We start from the raw sequence: 17,937 nt of genomic DNA, 5'->3' as shown, positions 1-17,937 counted from the left end.
AAAAGAGGAGACGTCATGGCTCACGACGCCGACGCCGGCAAGAGCAGCAGGCACTGGCTCTGGCTGTTGCTGCTGCCCTGGATCGCCATGATCTGGGTGCCGTCGTACAACAAGGTCGAGCCCACGCTGTGGGATTTCCCGTTCTTCTACTGGTACCAGCTGGCCTGGGTTCTGATCAGCGCCTGCATTACGGCGCTCGTCTATCACAAGACGAAGAACCGGACGAAGAACCGCAGCAAAGGCGAAACGGGAGGCGCGCGATGAACCTGACCGCGACCTTCGTTTTCGTCCTGTTTTTCATTGGCGTCACCATACTCGGCTTCGTCGCCGCGCATTGGCGTAAAGGCGATCTCGCCCATCTCGACGAGTGGGGTCTCGGCGGCCGCCGCTTCGGCACCGTCGTCACGTGGTTCCTGCTGGGCGGCGATCTCTATACCGCCTACACTTTCGTCGCCGTTCCCGCGCTCGTGTTCGGCGCGGGCGCAACCGGCTTCTTCGCGCTGCCTTACACGATCCTCATCTATCCGTTCGCGTTCGTCGTGTTCCCGAAGCTCTGGGCCATCGCGAAGCGTCATCGTTATGTCACATCGGCGGACTTCGTGAGCGCGCGCTACGGCAGCCGCACGCTCGCGCTCGCCGTCGCCGTGACGGGCATTGTCGCGACCATGCCGTACATCGCGCTGCAGCTCGTGGGGATCGAGGTGGTGATCGGCGCGCTCGGCTTCGATACGACCGGTTTTGTTGGCGACCTGCCGCTCATCATCGCGTTCGCGATCCTCGCCGCGTACACCTACACTTCGGGCCTGCGCGCGCCGGCGATGATCGCCGTCGTGAAGGATCTGCTCATCTACATCACGATCGCCGCCGCGATCATCGTGATTCCCGCGCAGATGGGCGGCTTCAGCCACATCTTCGGCGCGGTGCCGCCCGCGAAGCTGCTGCTCAAGGCCCCCGATGCGTCGAGCCTGAACGGCTACAGCGCCTACGCCACGCTCGCGGTCGGTTCGGCACTCGCGCTGTTCCTCTATCCGCACTCGATCACGGCCGTGCTTTCGTCGTCGTCGGGCAATACGATCCGCCGCAACATGGCGATGCTGCCCGCGTACTCGCTCGTGCTCGGCCTGCTCGCGCTGCTCGGTTTCATGGCGCTCGCCTCGGGCGTGAAGGACATGCCGGAGTACGCGCCGTACTTCAAGGCTTTCGGCCCGAACTTCGCGGTGCCGGCGCTGTTCCTGCACTTCTTCCCGCCGTGGTTCGTGGGCGTGGCGTTCGCCGCCATCGGCATCGGCGCGCTCGTGCCCGCCGCGATCATGTCGATTGCCGCCGCGAACCTGTACACGCGCAACATCCACAAGGAGTTCATCAACCGCAACATGACCAACGAGCAGGAGACCAACATCGCCAAGATGGTCTCGCTGATCGTGAAGGTGGGCGCGGTGGCGTTCATCCTCGGGTTGCCGCTCACGTATGCGATCCAGCTGCAGCTTCTCGGCGGCATCTGGATCATCCAGACGCTGCCGGCCATCGTGCTCGGTCTCTATACGCGCATGCTCGACTGGCGCGGCCTCCTGCTCGGCTGGCTGGCCGGCATTGCCACCGGCACCTGGATGGCGGTTTCGCTGCACCTCAAGGGCTCGATCTTCGTCGTGCATCTGTTCGGCATGGCCGTGCCGGGCTACGCGGCCGTCTGGTCGCTGATCGTGAACCTCGTCGTGGCTGTCATCGTCTCGGCGCTCGTGCATGTGCTCGGCGTGCGCAAGGGCGAGGACCGCACGCGGCCGGAGGACTATCTCGACGTCGTGGAGAACTGAGCCATGTTTTCGCGCGCACCATGGCCCGCTCCGAACCCGAAACTGCCGTGATCGGCGCCACGCCGCCGCGCCGCGGCCGTTCGCGGCTCGCGCGGTTGTGGCGCTCGCTGGCCTCGCCGTACTACCGCTACCGCAATGCGCGCATGATCCATAGCGTGCGCGTGGGTCTCGCGATGCTGGCCTCGATACTCGCGACCACCGGTATCGACATTCCGCACGGCATCTGGTCGTCCGTGACCGTGCTCGTGGTGATCGGCGGGCTGCAGCATCACGGCAACATCCGCAAGAAGGCGGCCGAGCGCTCGCTCGGCACGCTGCTCGGCGCCGGCATCGGCCTCGCGCTGATCGTCGTGCAGGCCTTCACGCATTCGCTCTGGCTCACCTGCGCGCTCATGTCGATCGTCGCGGGCGTCTGCGCGTGGCACGCCATCGGCAAGCCGGGCTACGTCGCGCTCCTCACCGCGATTACGATGTGCATCGTCGCGGGCCACGGCGACAACCTGATCGACACAGGCCTCTGGCGCACGCTGAACGTGATGGTGGGCATCGTGATCGCGCTGGCGTTTTCGTTCGCCTTGCCGTTGCATGCCACTTACTCATGGCGCTACCGGCTCGCCGACAACCTGCGCGAGTGCGCCCGCCTTTACGCGCAGGTGGTGCACGGCGAGCACGCGGATCCCGACGAGACGGTGCGCACGTTCATGCGCCTGACCGGTCGGCTCGTGCAGCTGCGGGCGCTGATGCCGTCGGTGGCGAAGGAGATCGACGTGCCGGTCGCCCGGCTCGAGCAGATCCAGCGGCTGCACCGCTCGCTCTTGAGCGCGCTCGAAATGATGGCGACGGGGATGGAGCGCTGCGAGCAGCAGAGCGTGCGCGCGGCGTTTGCCGAAGGCGGGGCCGGCGTGCGGCGCGCGCTGCTGGCGACGGCGCGGGCTTTGCGCTTCGGCGGCGGGCGCCACCCGGAGGCGGCCGCGCGGGCGCTGCGCGCGGAGCCGGTCGTCGCGGCAGCGGGACGTGCGGACGACGAAGGTGACGAGCCTGCCCCGCTATCGCTTGTGGCGGCCCCGCTTGCGCCGGAATTACAGGGTCCGTACTGGCTCGGCCAGCGGGTGGAGGAGCAGGTCGAGGCGCTGCGCGCGCTGCTGCTCGAGATGGAGCCGCGCTGGAATATCGAGCACGCCTCGGTGCACCGCATGGTGTGAGGCGCGCTTCGTTGCCGACTTCGGGGAAACCCCGCGGAAAACAGCGCCAGGCGCCGCCGGCGTTCGTCAGGCGGCGGGCGCCCCCTGCGGCGGCGCGCTGACCATCCAGGGCACGCCGAAGCGGTCGGTCAGCATGCCGAAGCCGGGCGACCAGAAGGTCTTCTGGAACGGCATCGTTACCTGGCCGCCCTTGGCGAGCGCGTTGAAGTAGCGTTCGGCCGTGGCGGCGTCGGGCGCGGTCAGCGAAACGCTGAAGCCCTGAAATTTTTCTTGCCCGGTCATGCAGCCGCCGTCGGACATCATGAGCTGCGCATCGCCGATCTGCAGCGTCGCGTGCATGACCTTGTCGGCCAGTTCGGGCGGCAGCGGCCGCGCCGGATCGGGGGGCGCTTCCTTGAAGCGCATCTTGAACAGTTCCTTCGCGCCAAGCGCTTCGCCATAGAACGCGATCGCCTCGTCGCAGGCGCCGTTGTAGGAGAGGTAGGGCTGGATTTGCATCGTCGGTTTCCTTGCGCAGGGAGGACTGGCCGGCCGGACCCGGGCCGGGGTTGGGGCCGGATAGGGCGGCCCGGTGAGCCGCTGCCCTGATTCTAGGAGCGCGCGGGCGAGGCGGCGTCCCTGGGTGTCGCCAGGGTTTGCGAGAGCGCGGGCAGGACCGGATTTTGCGCAGGGCAGCACCACACGAGGGCGCGGCCCTGCGCGAGGCGCGTCAGTGCGCGCGCAGCTCTTCGATCAGCTTTTCGAGCTTCACGGCGTCGGCGGCGAACGCGCGGATGCCTTCGGCGAGCTTCTCGGTCGCCATGGCTTCGTCGTTCACGAGGAAGCGGAACGAGGACTCGTCCACCGGCACGCGCGCGATCTGCTGGTCCTTGAACGCTTCGGGCGAAAGCTTGCGCTCGATCTTCTCCGTGCTGTCGTGCAGCTTCTGCAGCAGGTCGGGGCTGATCGTGAGCAGGTCGCAGCCCGCGAGTTCGACGATCTGGCTCGTGGTGCGGAAGCTCGCGCCCATCACCTCGGTCTTGTAGCCGAACTTCTTGTAGTAGGCGTAGATGCGGCGCACCGACTGCACGCCCGGATCGTTCGCGCCGCCGTCCTTCGCCTCGTCCCAGTTCGGGCCCGCGGCCTTCTTGTACCAGTCGTAGATGCGGCCGACGAACGGCGAGATCAGCTGCGCGCCCGCCTCGGCGCACGCCGCCGCCTGCGCGAGCGAGAACAGCAGCGTCATGTTGCAGCGAATGCCTTCCTTCTGCAGCACTTCGGCCGCGCGGATGCCTTCCCACGTCGAGGCGAGCTTGATCAGCACGCGCTCGCGCGCAATGCCGGCCGCCTTGTAGAGGTCGATGATGTGGTGCGCTTTTTCGATCGACTTCTTCGTGTCGAACGAGAGACGTGCGTCCACTTCGGTCGAGACGCGGCCCGGGATGATCTTCAGGATCTCGGTGCCGAAGGCGATCAGCAGGTGGTCGATGATCGATTCGACCGATTCGCCCGAGTGATCGCGCACGGTTTTTTCGAGCAGCGGGCGGTACTCGGCCTTCTGCACGGCCTTGAGAATCAGCGACGGGTTCGTCGTTGCGTCCTGCGGCTTGTACTGCGCGAGCTGCTGGAAGTCCCCCGTGTCGGCGACGACGGTGGTGTACTGCTTGAGCTGATCGAGTGCGGTAGTCATGTCAGGCCTTGAGGGCGCTCTCGCGCCGTGTCGGTTGAGTGTTGAACGGCCGGACGCCGGAAGGCGCCAGGGCAAAACGCTAAGGGGCGCTGCTGCGCCGCCGCCCCCGGTGTCCCGTCGCCGATGTTCAGCAGCACAGGGCGCACCCGGGTGGTGGACGGCGCGGAGGCCGCGCACGGGGCGCGGCGCACATCTGTCATTTTATGGCGGATCGGCGGGCGTTGCGATGTTGCGCGACCCCGGGGCGCGATCAGGCCCGCCGCGCGTTCAGCACGACCTGCGTGAGCACGCCCGCGACGAGCCCCCAGAACGCCGCGCCGATCGAAAGCAGCGTGAGGCCCGAGGCGGTCACCATGAAGGTGACGAGCGCGGCCTCGCGCTGCTTCGGGTCCTGCATCGCGTTGGTGAGCCCGCTCATGATCGAGCCGAACAGCGCGAGCGCCGCGATCGAAACGACGAGCGCCTTCGGGAACGCGGCGAAGAGCGCGGCGATGGTCGCGCCGAACGTGCCGGCGATCAGATAGAACACGCCGCACCAGACGGCTGCCGTATAGCGTTTGTTGCGATCCTCGTGCGCATGCGGGCCGGTGCAGATGGCGGCGGTGATGGCGGCGAGGTTCACGCCGTGCGAGCCGAACGGCGCGAGCAGGAGCGAGGCGATGCCGGTCGTGGCGATGAGCGGCGAGGAGGGCACGACCTTGTGGTCGTAGCCGTCGGCGCGCAGCACGGCGATGCCGGGCACGTTCTGCGAGGCCATGGCCACGACGAAGAGCGGAATGCCGATGCTGACGACCGCGGCCACGGAGAACGCCGGCATCGTGAAGACGGGCTTCGCGACGGCCACGCGGAAATGGCTGAAGTCGAGCAGCCCGAGCGCGGCGGCGGCGAGGATGCCCACGCCGAGCGTCGCGACGATGGCGTAGCGCGGCGCCGTGCGCTTGAAGGCGAGATACGCGAAGAACATCGTGAGCACGAGCGGCGTCTGGACCTGCGCGGCGTGGAAGATCTCGATGCCGATCTCGAACAGGATGCCTGCGAGCAGCGCGGCGGCGATGCCGCCGGGAATGCGCTTCATGAGCGAGTCGAACCAGCCGGTGAGCCCGACCGCCGTGAGCAGCAGCGCGCAGACGAGATAGGCGCCGATGGCCTCGGCATACGGCACGTGCGGTAGCGAAGCGATCAGGAGCGCGGCCCCCGGCGTGGACCAGGCGACCACGATGGGCGCGCGGAACCACAGCGAGAGGCCGATGGTGCATACGGCCATGCCGATGGAAAGCGCCCAGATCCACGAGGAAATCTGCGCTTCGGTGAGATGGGCGGCCTGGCCGGCCTGGAACATCAGCACGAGCGAACTCGTGTAGCCCGTCATCATCGCGACGAAGCCCGCGACCACCGCGGACACCGAAGTGTCGGCGAAGGGCCGCAGCGGTCCCGACCGGAGAGCTTGAAGGTCGGGCGACGAAGGCGCGGTCATGCTGTGAATCTCCTGTTGATGCGTTGTTGTTTTGATGACACTGATCTTGCGTTGCGCACGCCCTCACTTGCTGAGCGTGCGCATGGCCGTTTCGAGCCCGGCGATGGTGAGCGGGTACATGCGGTGGCCGAGAATCTCGCGTATGACCGACACCGACTGCCGATACTCCCACAGCCGCTCCGGCTCCGGATTAAGCCACGCGAAGTGCGGGAAGTGGTCGGCCAGGCGGCGCAGCCACACGGCGCCCGCCTCGGGGTTGTTGTACTCGACCGAGCCGCCCGGCTGCAGCACTTCGTAGGGGCTCATCGTGGCATCGCCGACGAAGATCAGCTTGTAGTCGGGCGTGAACTTGTGCAGCAGGTCCCAGGTGGGCGTGCGTTCCGCGTGGCGGCGGCGGTTGTTCTTCCACAGGTAGTCGTAGACGCAGTTGTGGAAGTAGTAGAACTCAAGGTGCTTGAATTCGGCCTTCGCCGCCGAAAAGAGCTCCTCGGTGCGCCGGATGTGATCGTCCATCGAGCCGCCCACGTCGAGCAGCATCAGCACCTTCACGTTGTTGTGCCGCTCCGGGACCATCTTGAGGTCGAGCCAGCCCGCGTTGGCGGCGGTGCTGCGAATCGTGCCGGGCAGATCGAGCTCTTCAATGGCGCCTTCGCGCGCGAAGCGGCGCAGCCGCCGCAGCGCGACCTTGATGTTGCGCGTGCCGATCTCGACCTGATCGTCGTAGTCGCGGTAAGCACGCGCGTCCCACACCTTCACGGCGCTGCGCTGGCCGCCTCGATCGTTGGCCTCGCCGATGCGGATGCCCTCGGGGTTATAGCCGCCGTTGCCGAACGGCGAGGTGCCGCCCGTGCCGATCCACTTGCTGCCGCCCTCGTGGCGTTCCTTCTGTTCTTCGAAGAGTTCCTTGAGGCGCTCCATGAGCTTGTCGAAGCCGCCCATCGCCTCGATCTGCGCGCGCTGCTCGGGCGTGAAGTCGCGCTCGAGACGCTTCTTGAGCCAGTCCTCGGGAATCTCGAACGCGAGTTCCGACTTCTTCTCGATGCCGCGGAAATACGCGCCGAAGGCCTGGTCGAAGCGGTCGAAGTACTGCTCGTCCTTCACGAGCGTCATGCGCGCGAGATAGTAGAAGTCGTCGAGCGACGGCGCGATCACGCGCTCCTTGAGCGCTTCGACGAGCGTGAGGTACTCCTTCACGGAAACCGGCAGCTTCGCGTCGCGCAGCGTGTAGAAGAAGTCGATCAGCATGCGGGGCCTCCGGGCGCGCGTGGCGCCTCAGCGGTTGTGGCGGTTCATGTAGATGAGGCGCTCGAACAGCGTCATGTCCTGCTCGTTCTTGAGCAGCGCGCCCGCGAGCGGCGGCATGGACTTCTGGCCGTCGACGGCGCGCAGCGCGTCGGGCGGAATGTCCTCGGCGAGCAGCAGCTTCAGCCAGTCGAGCAGTTCCGACGTGGAAGGCTTCTTCTTCAACCCCGCGACGCCGCGCAGCTCGAAGAAGCTCGAGAGCGCCGCGTTCAGCAGCTCCTTGCGGATGCCCGGGTAATGCACCTCGACGATCTGCTGCATCGTGGCAGGGTCGGGGAACGTGATGTAGTGGAAGAAGCAGCGGCGCAGGAAGGCGTCGGGCAGCTCCTTCTCGTTGTTCGACGTGATGATCACGAGCGGGCGCTGCTTCGCCTTGATGAGCTCGCGCGTCTCGTACACGTAGAACTCCATGCGGTCGAGCTCGCGCAGCAGGTCGTTCGGGAACTCGATGTCGGCCTTGTCGATCTCGTCGATCAGCAGCACGCTTTGCTCGTCCGACTCGAACGCCTGCCACAGCACGCCCTTCACGATGTAGTTGCGGATGTCCTTCACGCGTTCGTCGCCAAGCTGCGAGTCGCGCAGGCGCGAGACCGCGTCGTATTCGTAGAGGCCTTGCTGCGCCTTGGTCGTGGACTTGATGTGCCACTGCATGAGCGGCATGTTCAGCGCGGCGGCGACTTCTTCGGCCAGCATGGTCTTGCCGGTGCCGGGCTCACCCTTGATCAGCAAGGGGCGCTTGAGCGTGATCGCGGCATTGACCGCGAGCTTGAGGTCGTCGGTGGCGACGTACTGCGATGAGCCTTCGAAACGCGTGGCGCACATGGTGGAGACCGCCCACTGAAAAAAATCCCAGTATAAGTCAGATGGGGTGTCGCGTCGGAGGCGCCTCGCGTAGGCTGAGGCCAGCCGGTGGGCCGGTCGAACCTTCCCGTCCGCAGAGGTGCGGCCGGCCGCGCGTGGGGCGCCGTGTGGACGGCCGGCGCGGGGGCGCGGTACAATCGGTTCGATTTTTTTCGCCCGGCACGGCGACGCAAAAGTACAAACGGCAGTAAGAAAGGCGGTACAAACGCGGTACAAGCGCGGTACAAACGGGCGCAGGCAGCAGCCTGCGGTTCGGGCGTTCGAGTCCCCTTAAGCCAGGTTGAGTGCTATGAAAAAAATTGTCGGCAGGCACGTCGTGAGCGCGGCGTTGACGGTGCTGGCGGCTGTGGCAGCCACGGCGCATGCGGATGTCGTGGGCAATGCGACGGCAGGCCAGGGCAAAGTCGCGATGTGTATCGGATGTCATGGTATTCCCGACTATCGCACTGCCTATCCCGAGGTTTATCACGTGCCGATCCTCGGCGGCCAGAACGCTCAATACATCTCAAACGCGCTGCACGCCTACAAGAAGGGCGATCGCCACTTCGAGACCATGCACGCGATCGCCGCCTCGCTGTCCGAACAGGACATTGCCGATATCGCCGCTTATTACTCGTCGCAGACGGCCAACTCGAAGAACAATCCCGAGAAGTAACCGGCACCTGACCGGGTATGCACGGAAGAGGAAAATTCATGAACAAGCCCACCCAGGCCGCGCAGTCCTTCGTTGCCGACGCGTTCGCAAAAGGCGCAAAGCGCATCGCCCCGCTTGCGAAAGGCGCTGCATGCGCCGCCGCGCTGGCCACGGCCGTCGCACTGCATCCCGCTTACGCCGCCGACGCAGCCAACGGCAAGGTGCTCGCCGACAGCCACAACTGCGCCGCCTGTCACGGCGTCGGCCTGAACAATCCGGTGAGCCCGGAATATCCGAAGCTCGCGGGCCAGCATGCGGACTACATCTACTGGGCGCTGCGCCAGTACCAGATGGGCACCGGCAACCCGCATCTGGGCCGCAACAATCCGATCATGCAGGCGCAGGTGCAAAGCCTCTCGCAGAACGACATGAAGGACCTGGCCGCGTACATCGAATCGCTCCAGGGCAGCCTGGTCGACAAGAAGTGACGCGCCGCGCGGCCCGCGCCGCGCAGTGTGCGAGGACAAGACCCCGCGAGGGTCCCGCCGGCAGGGCGGGGCGTTCGCGGGGTTTTTCATGCATGCCGGGTAGTCGCGGACTCTGGCGGGAATGCCCGCGAGGGCGCGCCTAGTCGCGCGAGGCGCGGCGTTCGATGCGCGCGAGATAGGCGTCCGTGTCGGGCGGGGTGTTGGTGCGCTGCGCTTCCCAGATCGTTTCGCCGAGGCATTCCATGATCGCGTGCTGCGCGTCGTGCGTGGAGCCGAGGCGCGCGGCGAGCCGGTCGTGCGCCGCGCGAATGCCGGGCGGCTGGTCGATCGACAACTGTTCGCTGATTGCAAGGTGCATCGACAGATGCAGGAAGGGGTTGCTCTGGCCGCGCTCGGGCGAATAATCCTGCGCGGCGGCCGCTTCGGCGTCGGCGAGCTCGGCATGGTACTCGGGATGCTCGACGATCCAGTCGGCGGCGATCGCTTCGAGCGGGGTCAGGATTTCACCCGCGCGCTGCTTGCGCCAGGTCTCGGTGAAAAAGCGGCGGACTTCGTCGCGGCTGGGATTGAACATCTTGTGCGGGGCTACGTGTGGCTGGCTGGGGTGCAAGCGGCCATTTTACGCCGCGCGGCGCACGCGCGCCGGTCCCGCTCACAGCTCGGGCGGCGGCGTTTTCGGCTTGAATTCGCATAGCGGCTCGATCACGCAATGCCAGCACTCGGGCCGGCGCGCCTTGCAGACGTAGCGGCCGTGCAGGATCAGCCAGTGGTGCGCGTCCTGGCGAAACTCCGAAGGCGTGAACTTCTCGAGAGCCGTTTCGACGGCGCGCACATCCTTGCCGGGCGCGAGCCCAGTACGATTGGCAACCCGAAAGATATGCGTGTCGACGGCGATGGTCGGCTGGCCGAACGCCGTATTGAGCACCACGTTCGCGGTCTTGCGTCCGACGCCGGGCAGGCCTTCGAGCGCCTCGCGCGTTTGGGGCACAACGCCCTCGTACTGCGCGAGCAGGATCTCGCAGGTCGCGATGACGTTCTTCGCTTTCGTGCGGTACAGGCCGATGGTCTTGATGTAGTCGGCCACGCGTTCCTCGCCGAGCGCGAGCAGCGCCTTCGGCGTGTTCGCCGCCGGGAACAGCTTGCGCGTGGCCTTGTTCACGGAGACGTCGGTCGCCTGTGCCGAGAGCATCACGGCGATCAGGAGTTCGAACGGCGTGGCGTATTCCAGCTCGGTGGTCGGGTGCGGGTTGAGGCTCTGCAGCGTTTCGTAGATCGCTCGGCGCTTGGTCGCGTTCATGCTCGTGGTTTTGTCCGCTTGGTTCGTCCGCTCAGGCCGACGGGTCGTCGTTCTTGTCCGCATGCGGGGCGCCGGCGCGGCCGTTGCCCGCAGGCTCGTCGATGCCGAGGCGCCGGCGCCGCACTTCCGCGGCGTCGATCTGCGCCTGCACGTCGGCGCTCACGTTCTCCGTGTTGCGCGGGCCGAGACCCTGTTCGGCCATCTCGGTCTTCTTGCGGCGCGCCCGCTCCAGCGCCGCCTGGATAATCGCCTTCTTCTTCGCTTCGGCGTCGTCGGCGGGCGCTTGTGCGCCTGCAGCAGTGGTGTCCGCCGCCGTTCCAGTCGCCGTGGGTGCGGCCGCCGCCGCCCGCCGCGCCGCTGCGCGCGCAACCGCTGCGTCGCGCTCGCCGGCGAGGCGCGCGAGGCGCCGGTCGTGCCGCACGCGTGCGGCAGCGGCCTGCTGTTCGGTCCAGGCGTCCCAGCCGGCTGCGTCGCCCGTGACCGGGATCATGGCGATGCAGTCGACCGGGCACGGTGCGACGCACAGGTCGCAGCCCGTGCACTGATCCTTGACGATGGTGTGCATCTGCTTGGGCGCGCCGACGATCGCATCGACAGGGCAGACCTGCATGCATAGCGTGCAGCCGATGCACAGGCTCTCGTCGATGAAGGCGACCGGGCGGGGCCGCTCGACGCCGTTGGCCGGATTGAGGGCAATGACGGGCTTGCCGAGCAGGCGGGCGAGGCGCACCACGCCTTCGGCGCCGCCGGGCGGGCACTGGTTATAGTTCGCGGCGCCGGCGGCGACGGCTTCGGCATAGGGCCGGCAGCCGTCGTAACCGCACTTCGTGCATTGCGTCTGGGGCAGCAGATCTTCGACGCGATCTGCGAGTGTCTTGGAATCGTTCACGGTGGCAACATCGGGGCGGGCCGGGCGAGGCCAGGATCTGTGCCCGCCGCCTGCGGGACCGTCGCGGCGGGAGGGCGCGCGCACGGCGCCAAAGCTCGCATTATCGCCGATTTCCCGCATTGCCATTGGCGGGCCATGTGCCATAATCAAAGCGCTTAATTCGAACAACAAAGAAATGAACCGGGAGACAAATAAAGGGAGAACGGCGAGAAAACCGCGGCGCGAACGAAGCGGATAACTCCGGCGCCGGGACAGTACAGGCTTTGGAAGAGGGCGCCGAAGCAGCGCGCCGCATCGCGGCGCGATATACGGCAAAAAACGACGGCAAAAACGACTGCATACAACAACAGCGAACGCAAGACCGTAGGATGAAGGGTGTCGGTCCATTAACCTGGCGCGCCCCGTACAGCGCTGTCGCTGAAAGGCGAACACCGGGCGAGGAGAGGCCCGGCGGCGTGATCCGGAACACGCGGCTTACCGAGCGATCCTGCCACCATGAATCAACCCAAAATCAAAAGAGATCCTGAAGGCACGCGCCGCCGCATTTTGCTGGCCGCGGCGGAGGAATTCGCCAATGGCGGCCTGTTCGGCGCACGCGTCGACCAGATCGCCCGCCGCGCGGAAACCAACGAGCGCATGCTTTATTACTACTTCGGCAGCAAGGAGCAGCTGTTTACGGCCGTGCTCGAGCACGCGTTCTGCGCGCTCAACGAAGCGGAAAGCACGCTCGACCTCGCCGGCCTCGCACCGGTGGAGGCCATGACGCGGCTCGCGCATTTCGTGTGGGACTACTACCGGGATCATCCCGATTTCCTGCGCCTCATCAACAACGAGAATCTGCATGAGGCACGCTACATGCAGAAATCGACGCGTATTCGCGAGATGATTTCGCCGATCGTGGCGACGCTCGGCGCGATTCTCACGCGCGGCGAATCGGCGGGGCTGTTCCGCGCGAATGTGGACCCGCTGCGCCTTTACGTGACGCTTTCGGGCATGGGCTATTACATCGTCTCGAACCGCTTTACGCTCGCCGCCACGCTCGGGCGCGACTTCAGCGCGAGCGCTGAGCGCGCCGAAATCATTCAGCTCAATACGGAGATGCTGCTCGCCTTCCTGATGCGCAAATAGCGCGGAAAGTGCAGAAAACGCAGGGAAGGCGGCCGGAATCCGGCCTGAAGGCAAAGCCTGAAACGACACGGGCGCCGTCCATGACGGCGCCCGTGATCATATGCGCGCGGGCTCAGGCGACGGCGTTTTCGCTCGCCGGATGCTTGGCCTTCTGGTGCTGGCGAATGAAGTCGCGCAGCTGCGGGTAGATGATGGTGCGCCAGCGGCGGCCCGAGAAGATGCCGTAATGGCCGCACTTTTCGGCGGTGAGGTGATGCTTGTCCGCTTCGGGAATGCCCGTGCAGAGGTCGTGCGCGGCACGCGTCTGGCCCGAGCCCGAAATGTCGTCCAGTTCGCCCTCGATCGTGAGCAGGGCCGTGGCGCTGATATCCTGCGGGCGCACGCGCTCGCCGGACACGTCCCACGTGCCTTCGGCAAGGCGGAACTCCTGGAACACGGTCTGGATGGTCTCGAGATAGTACTCGGCGGCCATGTCGAGCACCGCGTTGTATTCGTCGTAGAACTGACGATGCGCTTCGGCGTCCTCTTCGTCGCCGCGCAGGAGGCTCTTGTAGAAGTCCCAGTGCGAGGCGGCGTGGCGGCTCGGATTCATCGCGACGAAACCCGCGTGCTGCAGGAAGCCCGGATACACCTGGCGCCCCTCGCCCGGATAATTGGCGGGCACCGGATGGATCACGTTGTTCGCAAACCATTCGTGGGAGTGCTCGGTGGCGAGCGAGTTGACCGAGGTGGGGCTGCGGCGCGCATCGATCGGTCCGCCCATCATCGTCATCGTGAGCGGCGTGTCCTCGCCGCGGCTCGCCATCAGCGAAATCGCCGCGAGCACGGGCACCGTGGGCTGGCACACCGAGATCACGTGCAGGTTTTTCGCGCCGATATGGCGGATGAATTCCTGGATGTAGGCGACGTAGTCGTCGAGGTGGAACGGGCCGGCTTCGAGCGGCACCATGCGCGCGTCGACCCAGTCGGTGATGTACACCTTGTGGTCCTGCAGCAGCGTGCGCACGGTGTCGCGCAGCAGCGTGGAATGGTGGCCCGAAAGCGGCGCGCACAGGAGCACCGCGGGCTCGTCCTTGAGCGTGGTGACGGCATGGCTGTCGTCGGCGTAGCGCTTGAAGCGCAGCAGGCGGCAGAACGGCTTTTCGACAATCGTTTGTTCGACGATGGGAATGTTGAAGCCGTCTTTCGTGATCTGGCGGATGTTGAACTCGGGCTTCTCGTAATCCTTGCCGAGCCGGTAGATCAGCTCGTAGCCGGCGGCGAGGCGGCTGGCGCCAGGCACGAGGGAGAACGGGCTGGCCGGGTTCGAGAAGGATTTCGAGGCGGCCTGGGCCCAGGCCGTCAGCGGGCTCAGCAAAGCGCGCTGAAATTCACGGATTTGGTAGAGCATGGACGCTCCAGCATCATGGGGTGGTTCGCACCGGGGCACGCAACGCTTACGCAGCGCAATATCGGAACGACGGGTTGGGGGAAAAGCGCTTCGGAAACATCAGACAAAAAGGGCTCGCGCCGCTTGGCAATTGGGGGCATTCCATCGGACCCCATATTGTTGTGCGGCGCAACAAGCATAGTTTAACGCACCTCCATGAAAGCGGATCGCTGCGTCAGGGCGCCGCAACAGTTTCGAATTCCGCCGATACGCCGGTGTACGGCGGATGGCCGGTTTCCTTTGCCATTTCCTGCTCGTGGCGCATGAGATTGAGCCCCGTATGCACGAGCGCCACGTGCGAGAACGCCTGCGGGAAATTGCCCACCAGCCGGCCCGCTATCGGGTCGTATTCCTCGGCGAGCAGCCCCACGTCGTTCGCGAGCGAAAGGAGCCGCTCGTACATGCGGCGCGCGTCGTCCATCCGGCCCTGCAGCGCGAGGTTGTCGACCATCCAGAAGCTGCACGCGAGGAAAGTGCCTTCGCCGGGCGGCAGGCCGTCGTTGAATTCGGTGGTGCGGTAGCGCATGACGAAGCCTTCGCACATCAGGTCGCGCTCGATGGCCGCGACGGTGCCCGCGATACGCGGATCCGACGCCGGCAGGAAGCCGACGAGCGGCATGAGCAGGAGGCTCGCGTCGAGCTCTGCGCCGTCGTAGACCTGCGTGAAGGTATTGAGCGCCTTGTTGAAGCTGCGTGCGCAAATGGTCTCGTGGATCGTGTCGCGCAGCCCGCGCCAATGATCGAGCGGGCCCGGCAGCTCGAATTTTTCCGCCGACTTGACCGCGCGGTCGAACGCCACCCACGCCATCACCTTCGAGAACGTGAAGTGCTGGCGGCCGCCGCGCGTTTCCCAGATGCCCTCGTCGGGTTCGCTCCAGATGGTCTCGAGGTGCTCGAGCATCGCGCACTGGATCGACCAGGCCGTGTCGTCGGCCTGCAGGCCGCCCACGCGCGCGAGATGCAGCGCGTTCATCACTTCGCCATAGACGTCGAGCTGCAACTGCCCCACCGCATTGTTGCCGATGCGCACGGGCGCGGAGTTTTCGTAGCCGGGCAGCCAGTCCACCTCGAATTCGGGCAGGCGCCGCTCGCCCGCAATGCCGTACATGATCTGCAGTTGCGACGGCGAGCCCGCCATCACGCGGCCGAGCCACGCGCGCCAGGCGCGCGCCTCGTCGTAGTAGCCCCCGCGCATCATCGCGAGCAGCGTGATCGTGGCGTCGCGCAGCCAGCAATAGCGGTAGTCCCAGTTGCGCGTGCCGCCGAGCTGCTCGGGCAGCGAGGTGGTGGGCGCGGCGACGATGCCGCCCGTGGGCTCGTAGGCGAGCGCCTTCAGCGTGATGAGCGAGCGGCGGATCGGCTCGGCCCAGCGGCCCTCGACGGTGCTGCGCGCGGACCACTCGGACCAGAAGTTCCCGGTGCGCGCGAGCGCCGTGAACGGATCGCGCGGCGGCGGCAACCGCAGATGCGAGGCCGCATAGGCCAGCGAGAACGGCACGCGTTCGCCTTCCTTCACCTCGAACTGCGCGACCGTGCGCATGTTCTCGCCTTGCAGGTCGACGGGCGTGCGCAGCACGACGGTGTCCGGGCCGACGGTCGCCTTGATGCCGCTCTCGTAGGTGAGGCGGCTCACCCACGGCACCGAAAAGCCGTAGTCGAAGCGCAGCACCAGCTCGGTCTGCATGCGCACGGTGCCGCGCCGGCCCACCACGATGCGCACGAGTTCCGACCAGCCGTTGCCGGGCGGCATGAAGTCGATCAGCGTGACGGCGCCATTCGGCGTCTCGAAATCGGTTTCGAGGATCAGCGTCTCGCCGCGGTAGCGGCGCGTGATCTTGATCTCGGCGCCTTCGTCGACGACGGGGCTGACGACCCAGCGGCCGTTCTCCCCGGTGCCGAGCAGCGCGGCAAAGCACGCGCCGGAGTCGAAGCGCGGCCAGCAGAGCCAGTCGATCGAGCCGGTGCGGGAAACGAGCGCGGCCGTGTGGCCGTCGCCGATCAGGGCATAGTCTTCAATGGGTGCAGGCATGGTAAGCAATTTGACAGCTTTCGGACGATTCGACAGCGAGTCCGATAGCGGGTTTAACGGCAGATTTCACGCACAAGATTAGTGGGTGCGAACCCGCTCGCGCAACGCGTTTTATTACTTTGGGTGCGCCGGCACCCCAGCCGCGGGCCGCCCCGGGGGGCGATGCGTCAAAAATGCCCGTTCGTGCCGAAGAGGCCGAGGAGACCGATGATGATCAGGTAGAGCGCGACGATGTAGTTGAGCAGGCGCGGGACGGCGAGGATCAGGATGCCGGCGATCAGCGAGGCGAGGGGACCGATGGCGAGATGGACGTTCATGTTTCCTCCCTTGTTTCTTCCTTGCAGCAGGCCACGCGCGGCGCGCGTGCGCCGAACCTTTCTTATACTGGGCCGAAATCCTTCAGAACATGGCGCGCACGATGATTGCGCCGCTTTCAGGCTCACAAGAAAAAGGAGATCGACATGTTCCAGCGCCCTGCATACGCATACCGCATGCCCGGCCTTTCCCGTCCACTCGGCCCGCGTCCGCGTGGGCTGCTTCGATCGCTCGCCAAGGGCCTCGTCATCATGGTTTCCGTCGCCGCCACCCACGCCTTCGCGCAATCGTCGCCGGCCGCCGCGCCGGCGGACGGCGTCTACGACCTGATCGTCGGCACCTATACGGGCGGCAAGAGCGAGGGGCTGTACGTCTACCGCTTCGACACGAAAACCGGCGACGCGACCCAGGTGAGCGTCGCCAAGACCGTGAATCCGTCCTACCTCGTCGTGAGCCGCGACCGGCGCTTCGTTTATGCCGTGAACGAACTGCCCGGCGACAACGGGCCCGCCTCGCTGCGCGGCGACGTGAGCGCGTTCGGCTTCGATCCGGCGAGCGGCCAGCTCACGTTCCTCGACAAAGTGTCGTCCGAAGGCAACGATCCGTGCTACCTGAGCCTCTCGCCGGACGGCAAGTATCTGTTCGTCGCGAACTATTCGGTTGCGGCCGATCCGGGCGGCAGCTTCGCCGTGCTGCCCGTCGAAGCGGGCGGCAAGCTGGGCACGGCCGTACTCACCGTCCACCACGAAGGCGGCGGTCCCGTGAAGGGGCGCCAGGACAATGCGCACGTGCATTCCACGGTGTTCTCGCCGGACGGCCGCTTCCTCTTCGTCCAGGATCTCGGCGCCGACAAGGTCTACGCCTATCGCTACACGCCGGACGGTAGCCGCGGCCTCCTCGGGCCGACCGAATGGCGCTATACCGACATGAAGGCCGGCAGCGGGCCGCGTCATCTGGTTTTCGGCAACGACGGCCGCCACGCGTATCTCACGAGCGAGCTGGCGGGCACGGTCAGCGTCTTGCGCTATCGCGACGGCCATCTCGCCGTGGAACAGGTCGAGACGCTCGCCGCGCCGGGCTTCAAGGGCAAGGTGGGCGCCGCCGCGCTGCATCTGTCGCCGGACGGCCGCTTCCTCTACGTTTCGAATCGCGGCGACGCCAACGACATCTCGATCTTCGCCGTCGACGCAAGCACCGGCAAGCTCAGGCGCGTGGGGCGCCAGGCGAGCCTCGGCGGGTCGCCGCGCGAGTTCGCGATCGATCCCACCGGGCATTGGCTGATTGTCGGCAACCAGAACAGCGATACGGCCTACGTGTTCCGCCGCGATCCGCAGACGGGCCTGCTCGGGCCGGATCCGAAGCGGCTCGATATCGGCTCGCCGGTCGACTTCAAGTTCGTGGCGCCGTAA

At 66.2% G+C, this 17,937-nt stretch carries 18 protein-coding genes; 7 read left to right on the top strand and 11 right to left on the bottom strand.

All coding sequences use genetic code 11. The features are described from left to right. Nucleotides 1-15: 15 nt before the first annotated feature. The 3 genes from BAC01S_RS15235 to BAC01S_RS15225 are packed head-to-tail and all read left to right on the top strand — an operon-like array spanning nucleotide 16 to nucleotide 3,013. Nucleotides 16-264: a DUF3311 domain-containing protein gene (locus BAC01S_RS15235; protein WP_027795547.1), complete on the top strand. Its 249-nt coding sequence runs from the start codon at nucleotides 16-18 to the stop codon at nucleotides 262-264. Then, nucleotides 261-1,811: a monocarboxylate uptake permease MctP gene (gene mctP / locus BAC01S_RS15230; protein WP_027795546.1), complete on the top strand. Its 1,551-nt coding sequence runs from the start codon at nucleotides 261-263 to the stop codon at nucleotides 1,809-1,811. Before BAC01S_RS15235 ends, mctP begins: the two co-directional genes overlap by 4 nt. Nucleotides 1,812-1,831: 20 nt before the next feature. Beyond that, the gene (locus tag BAC01S_RS15225; protein WP_027795545.1) at nucleotides 1,832-3,013 is read left to right on the top strand and encodes an FUSC family protein; all 1,182 of its coding nucleotides are present in this window, start codon (nucleotides 1,832-1,834) and stop codon (nucleotides 3,011-3,013) included. 66 nt (nucleotides 3,014-3,079) lie between these two features. Here the strand turns inward: BAC01S_RS15225 and BAC01S_RS15220 are convergent, their stop codons facing one another. The 5 genes from BAC01S_RS15220 to BAC01S_RS15200 all read right to left on the bottom strand — a co-directional run bounded on the left by BAC01S_RS15220 (nucleotide 3,080) and on the right by BAC01S_RS15200 (nucleotide 8,280). Then, a complete protein-coding gene (locus BAC01S_RS15220) occupies nucleotides 3,080-3,511 on the bottom strand; it encodes a VOC family protein (protein ID WP_027795544.1) in 432 nt (143 codons plus the stop codon). Nucleotides 3,512-3,722: 211 nt separating this feature from the next. Then, the gene (gene tal / locus BAC01S_RS15215) at nucleotides 3,723-4,682 is read right to left on the bottom strand and encodes a transaldolase (protein ID WP_027795543.1); all 960 of its coding nucleotides are present in this window, start codon (nucleotides 4,680-4,682) and stop codon (nucleotides 3,723-3,725) included. Between the two features lie 250 nt (nucleotides 4,683-4,932). Then, nucleotides 4,933-6,156 (bottom strand): benzoate/H(+) symporter BenE family transporter, encoded by a 1,224-nt coding sequence (locus BAC01S_RS15210; RefSeq protein WP_027795542.1) that lies wholly within the window; start codon nucleotides 6,154-6,156, stop codon nucleotides 4,933-4,935. A gap of 63 nt (nucleotides 6,157-6,219) precedes the next feature. After that, nucleotides 6,220-7,401 carry a vWA domain-containing protein gene (locus tag BAC01S_RS15205; RefSeq protein WP_027795541.1) on the bottom strand — a complete coding sequence of 394 codons (1,182 nt, stop codon included), beginning with the start codon at nucleotides 7,399-7,401 and terminating at the stop codon, nucleotides 6,220-6,222. A 27-nt stretch (nucleotides 7,402-7,428) separates the two neighbouring features. Beyond that, nucleotides 7,429-8,280 (bottom strand): AAA family ATPase, encoded by an 852-nt coding sequence (locus tag BAC01S_RS15200; protein ID WP_027795540.1) that lies wholly within the window; start codon nucleotides 8,278-8,280, stop codon nucleotides 7,429-7,431. Nucleotides 8,281-8,608: 328 nt separating this feature from the next. Here BAC01S_RS15200 and BAC01S_RS15195 point away from each other — a divergent pair, with 328 nt between their 5' ends. Together BAC01S_RS15195 and BAC01S_RS15190 are read left to right on the top strand one after the other, a co-directional pair. After that, a complete protein-coding gene (locus BAC01S_RS15195) occupies nucleotides 8,609-8,974 on the top strand; it encodes a c-type cytochrome (RefSeq protein ID WP_027795539.1) in 366 nt (121 codons plus the stop codon). A gap of 38 nt (nucleotides 8,975-9,012) precedes the next feature. After that, entirely contained in the window at nucleotides 9,013-9,441 is a 429-nt protein-coding gene (locus BAC01S_RS15190; protein ID WP_084168596.1) for a c-type cytochrome, read from the top strand. Nucleotides 9,442-9,580: 139 nt separating this feature from the next. Here the strand turns inward: BAC01S_RS15190 and BAC01S_RS15185 are convergent, their stop codons facing one another. The 3 genes from BAC01S_RS15185 to rsxB all read right to left on the bottom strand — a co-directional run bounded on the left by BAC01S_RS15185 (nucleotide 9,581) and on the right by rsxB (nucleotide 11,747). Continuing rightward, nucleotides 9,581-10,015: a DUF1841 family protein gene (locus BAC01S_RS15185; RefSeq protein ID WP_027795537.1), complete on the bottom strand. Its 435-nt coding sequence runs from the start codon at nucleotides 10,013-10,015 to the stop codon at nucleotides 9,581-9,583. A gap of 78 nt (nucleotides 10,016-10,093) precedes the next feature. Next, nucleotides 10,094-10,738: an endonuclease III gene (gene nth, locus BAC01S_RS15180; protein ID WP_027795536.1), complete on the bottom strand. Its 645-nt coding sequence runs from the start codon at nucleotides 10,736-10,738 to the stop codon at nucleotides 10,094-10,096. Nucleotides 10,739-10,769: 31 nt separating this feature from the next. After that, nucleotides 10,770-11,747 carry an electron transport complex subunit RsxB gene (rsxB, locus tag BAC01S_RS31390; RefSeq protein ID WP_084168603.1) on the bottom strand — a complete coding sequence of 326 codons (978 nt, stop codon included), beginning with the start codon at nucleotides 11,745-11,747 and terminating at the stop codon, nucleotides 10,770-10,772. 375 nt (nucleotides 11,748-12,122) lie between these two features. On the opposite strand from rsxB, the gene BAC01S_RS15170 reads away from it, so the two are divergent. Then, a complete protein-coding gene (locus BAC01S_RS15170; protein ID WP_027795535.1) occupies nucleotides 12,123-12,755 on the top strand; it encodes a TetR family transcriptional regulator in 633 nt (210 codons plus the stop codon). A 112-nt stretch (nucleotides 12,756-12,867) separates the two neighbouring features. On the opposite strand, the gene BAC01S_RS15165 is transcribed toward BAC01S_RS15170, so the two are convergent. From BAC01S_RS15165 to BAC01S_RS33855, 3 genes are all read right to left on the bottom strand, one after another. After that, complete coding sequence (locus BAC01S_RS15165; RefSeq protein ID WP_027795534.1) at nucleotides 12,868-14,145, bottom strand: polyhydroxyalkanoate depolymerase; 1,278 nt, start codon at nucleotides 14,143-14,145, stop codon at nucleotides 12,868-12,870. Between the two features lie 214 nt (nucleotides 14,146-14,359). Continuing rightward, nucleotides 14,360-16,213 carry a glycoside hydrolase family 15 protein gene (locus tag BAC01S_RS15160; RefSeq protein WP_027795533.1) on the bottom strand — a complete coding sequence of 618 codons (1,854 nt, stop codon included), beginning with the start codon at nucleotides 16,211-16,213 and terminating at the stop codon, nucleotides 14,360-14,362. 167 nt (nucleotides 16,214-16,380) lie between these two features. Continuing rightward, nucleotides 16,381-16,530, bottom strand: coding sequence for a DUF3096 domain-containing protein (locus BAC01S_RS33855; RefSeq protein WP_084168595.1), 150 nt, complete (start codon nucleotides 16,528-16,530; stop codon nucleotides 16,381-16,383). A 174-nt stretch (nucleotides 16,531-16,704) separates the two neighbouring features. Here BAC01S_RS33855 and BAC01S_RS15150 point away from each other — a divergent pair, with 174 nt between their 5' ends. Beyond that, nucleotides 16,705-17,937: a lactonase family protein gene (locus BAC01S_RS15150; RefSeq protein WP_043202409.1), complete on the top strand. Its 1,233-nt coding sequence runs from the start codon at nucleotides 16,705-16,707 to the stop codon at nucleotides 17,935-17,937.

This window comes from Paraburkholderia acidipaludis NBRC 101816 (assembly GCF_000684975.1).
GTDB classification, from domain to species: domain Bacteria; phylum Pseudomonadota; class Gammaproteobacteria; order Burkholderiales; family Burkholderiaceae; genus Paraburkholderia; species Paraburkholderia acidipaludis.
This window is presented reverse-complemented; position numbering and strand designations above follow the sequence as displayed.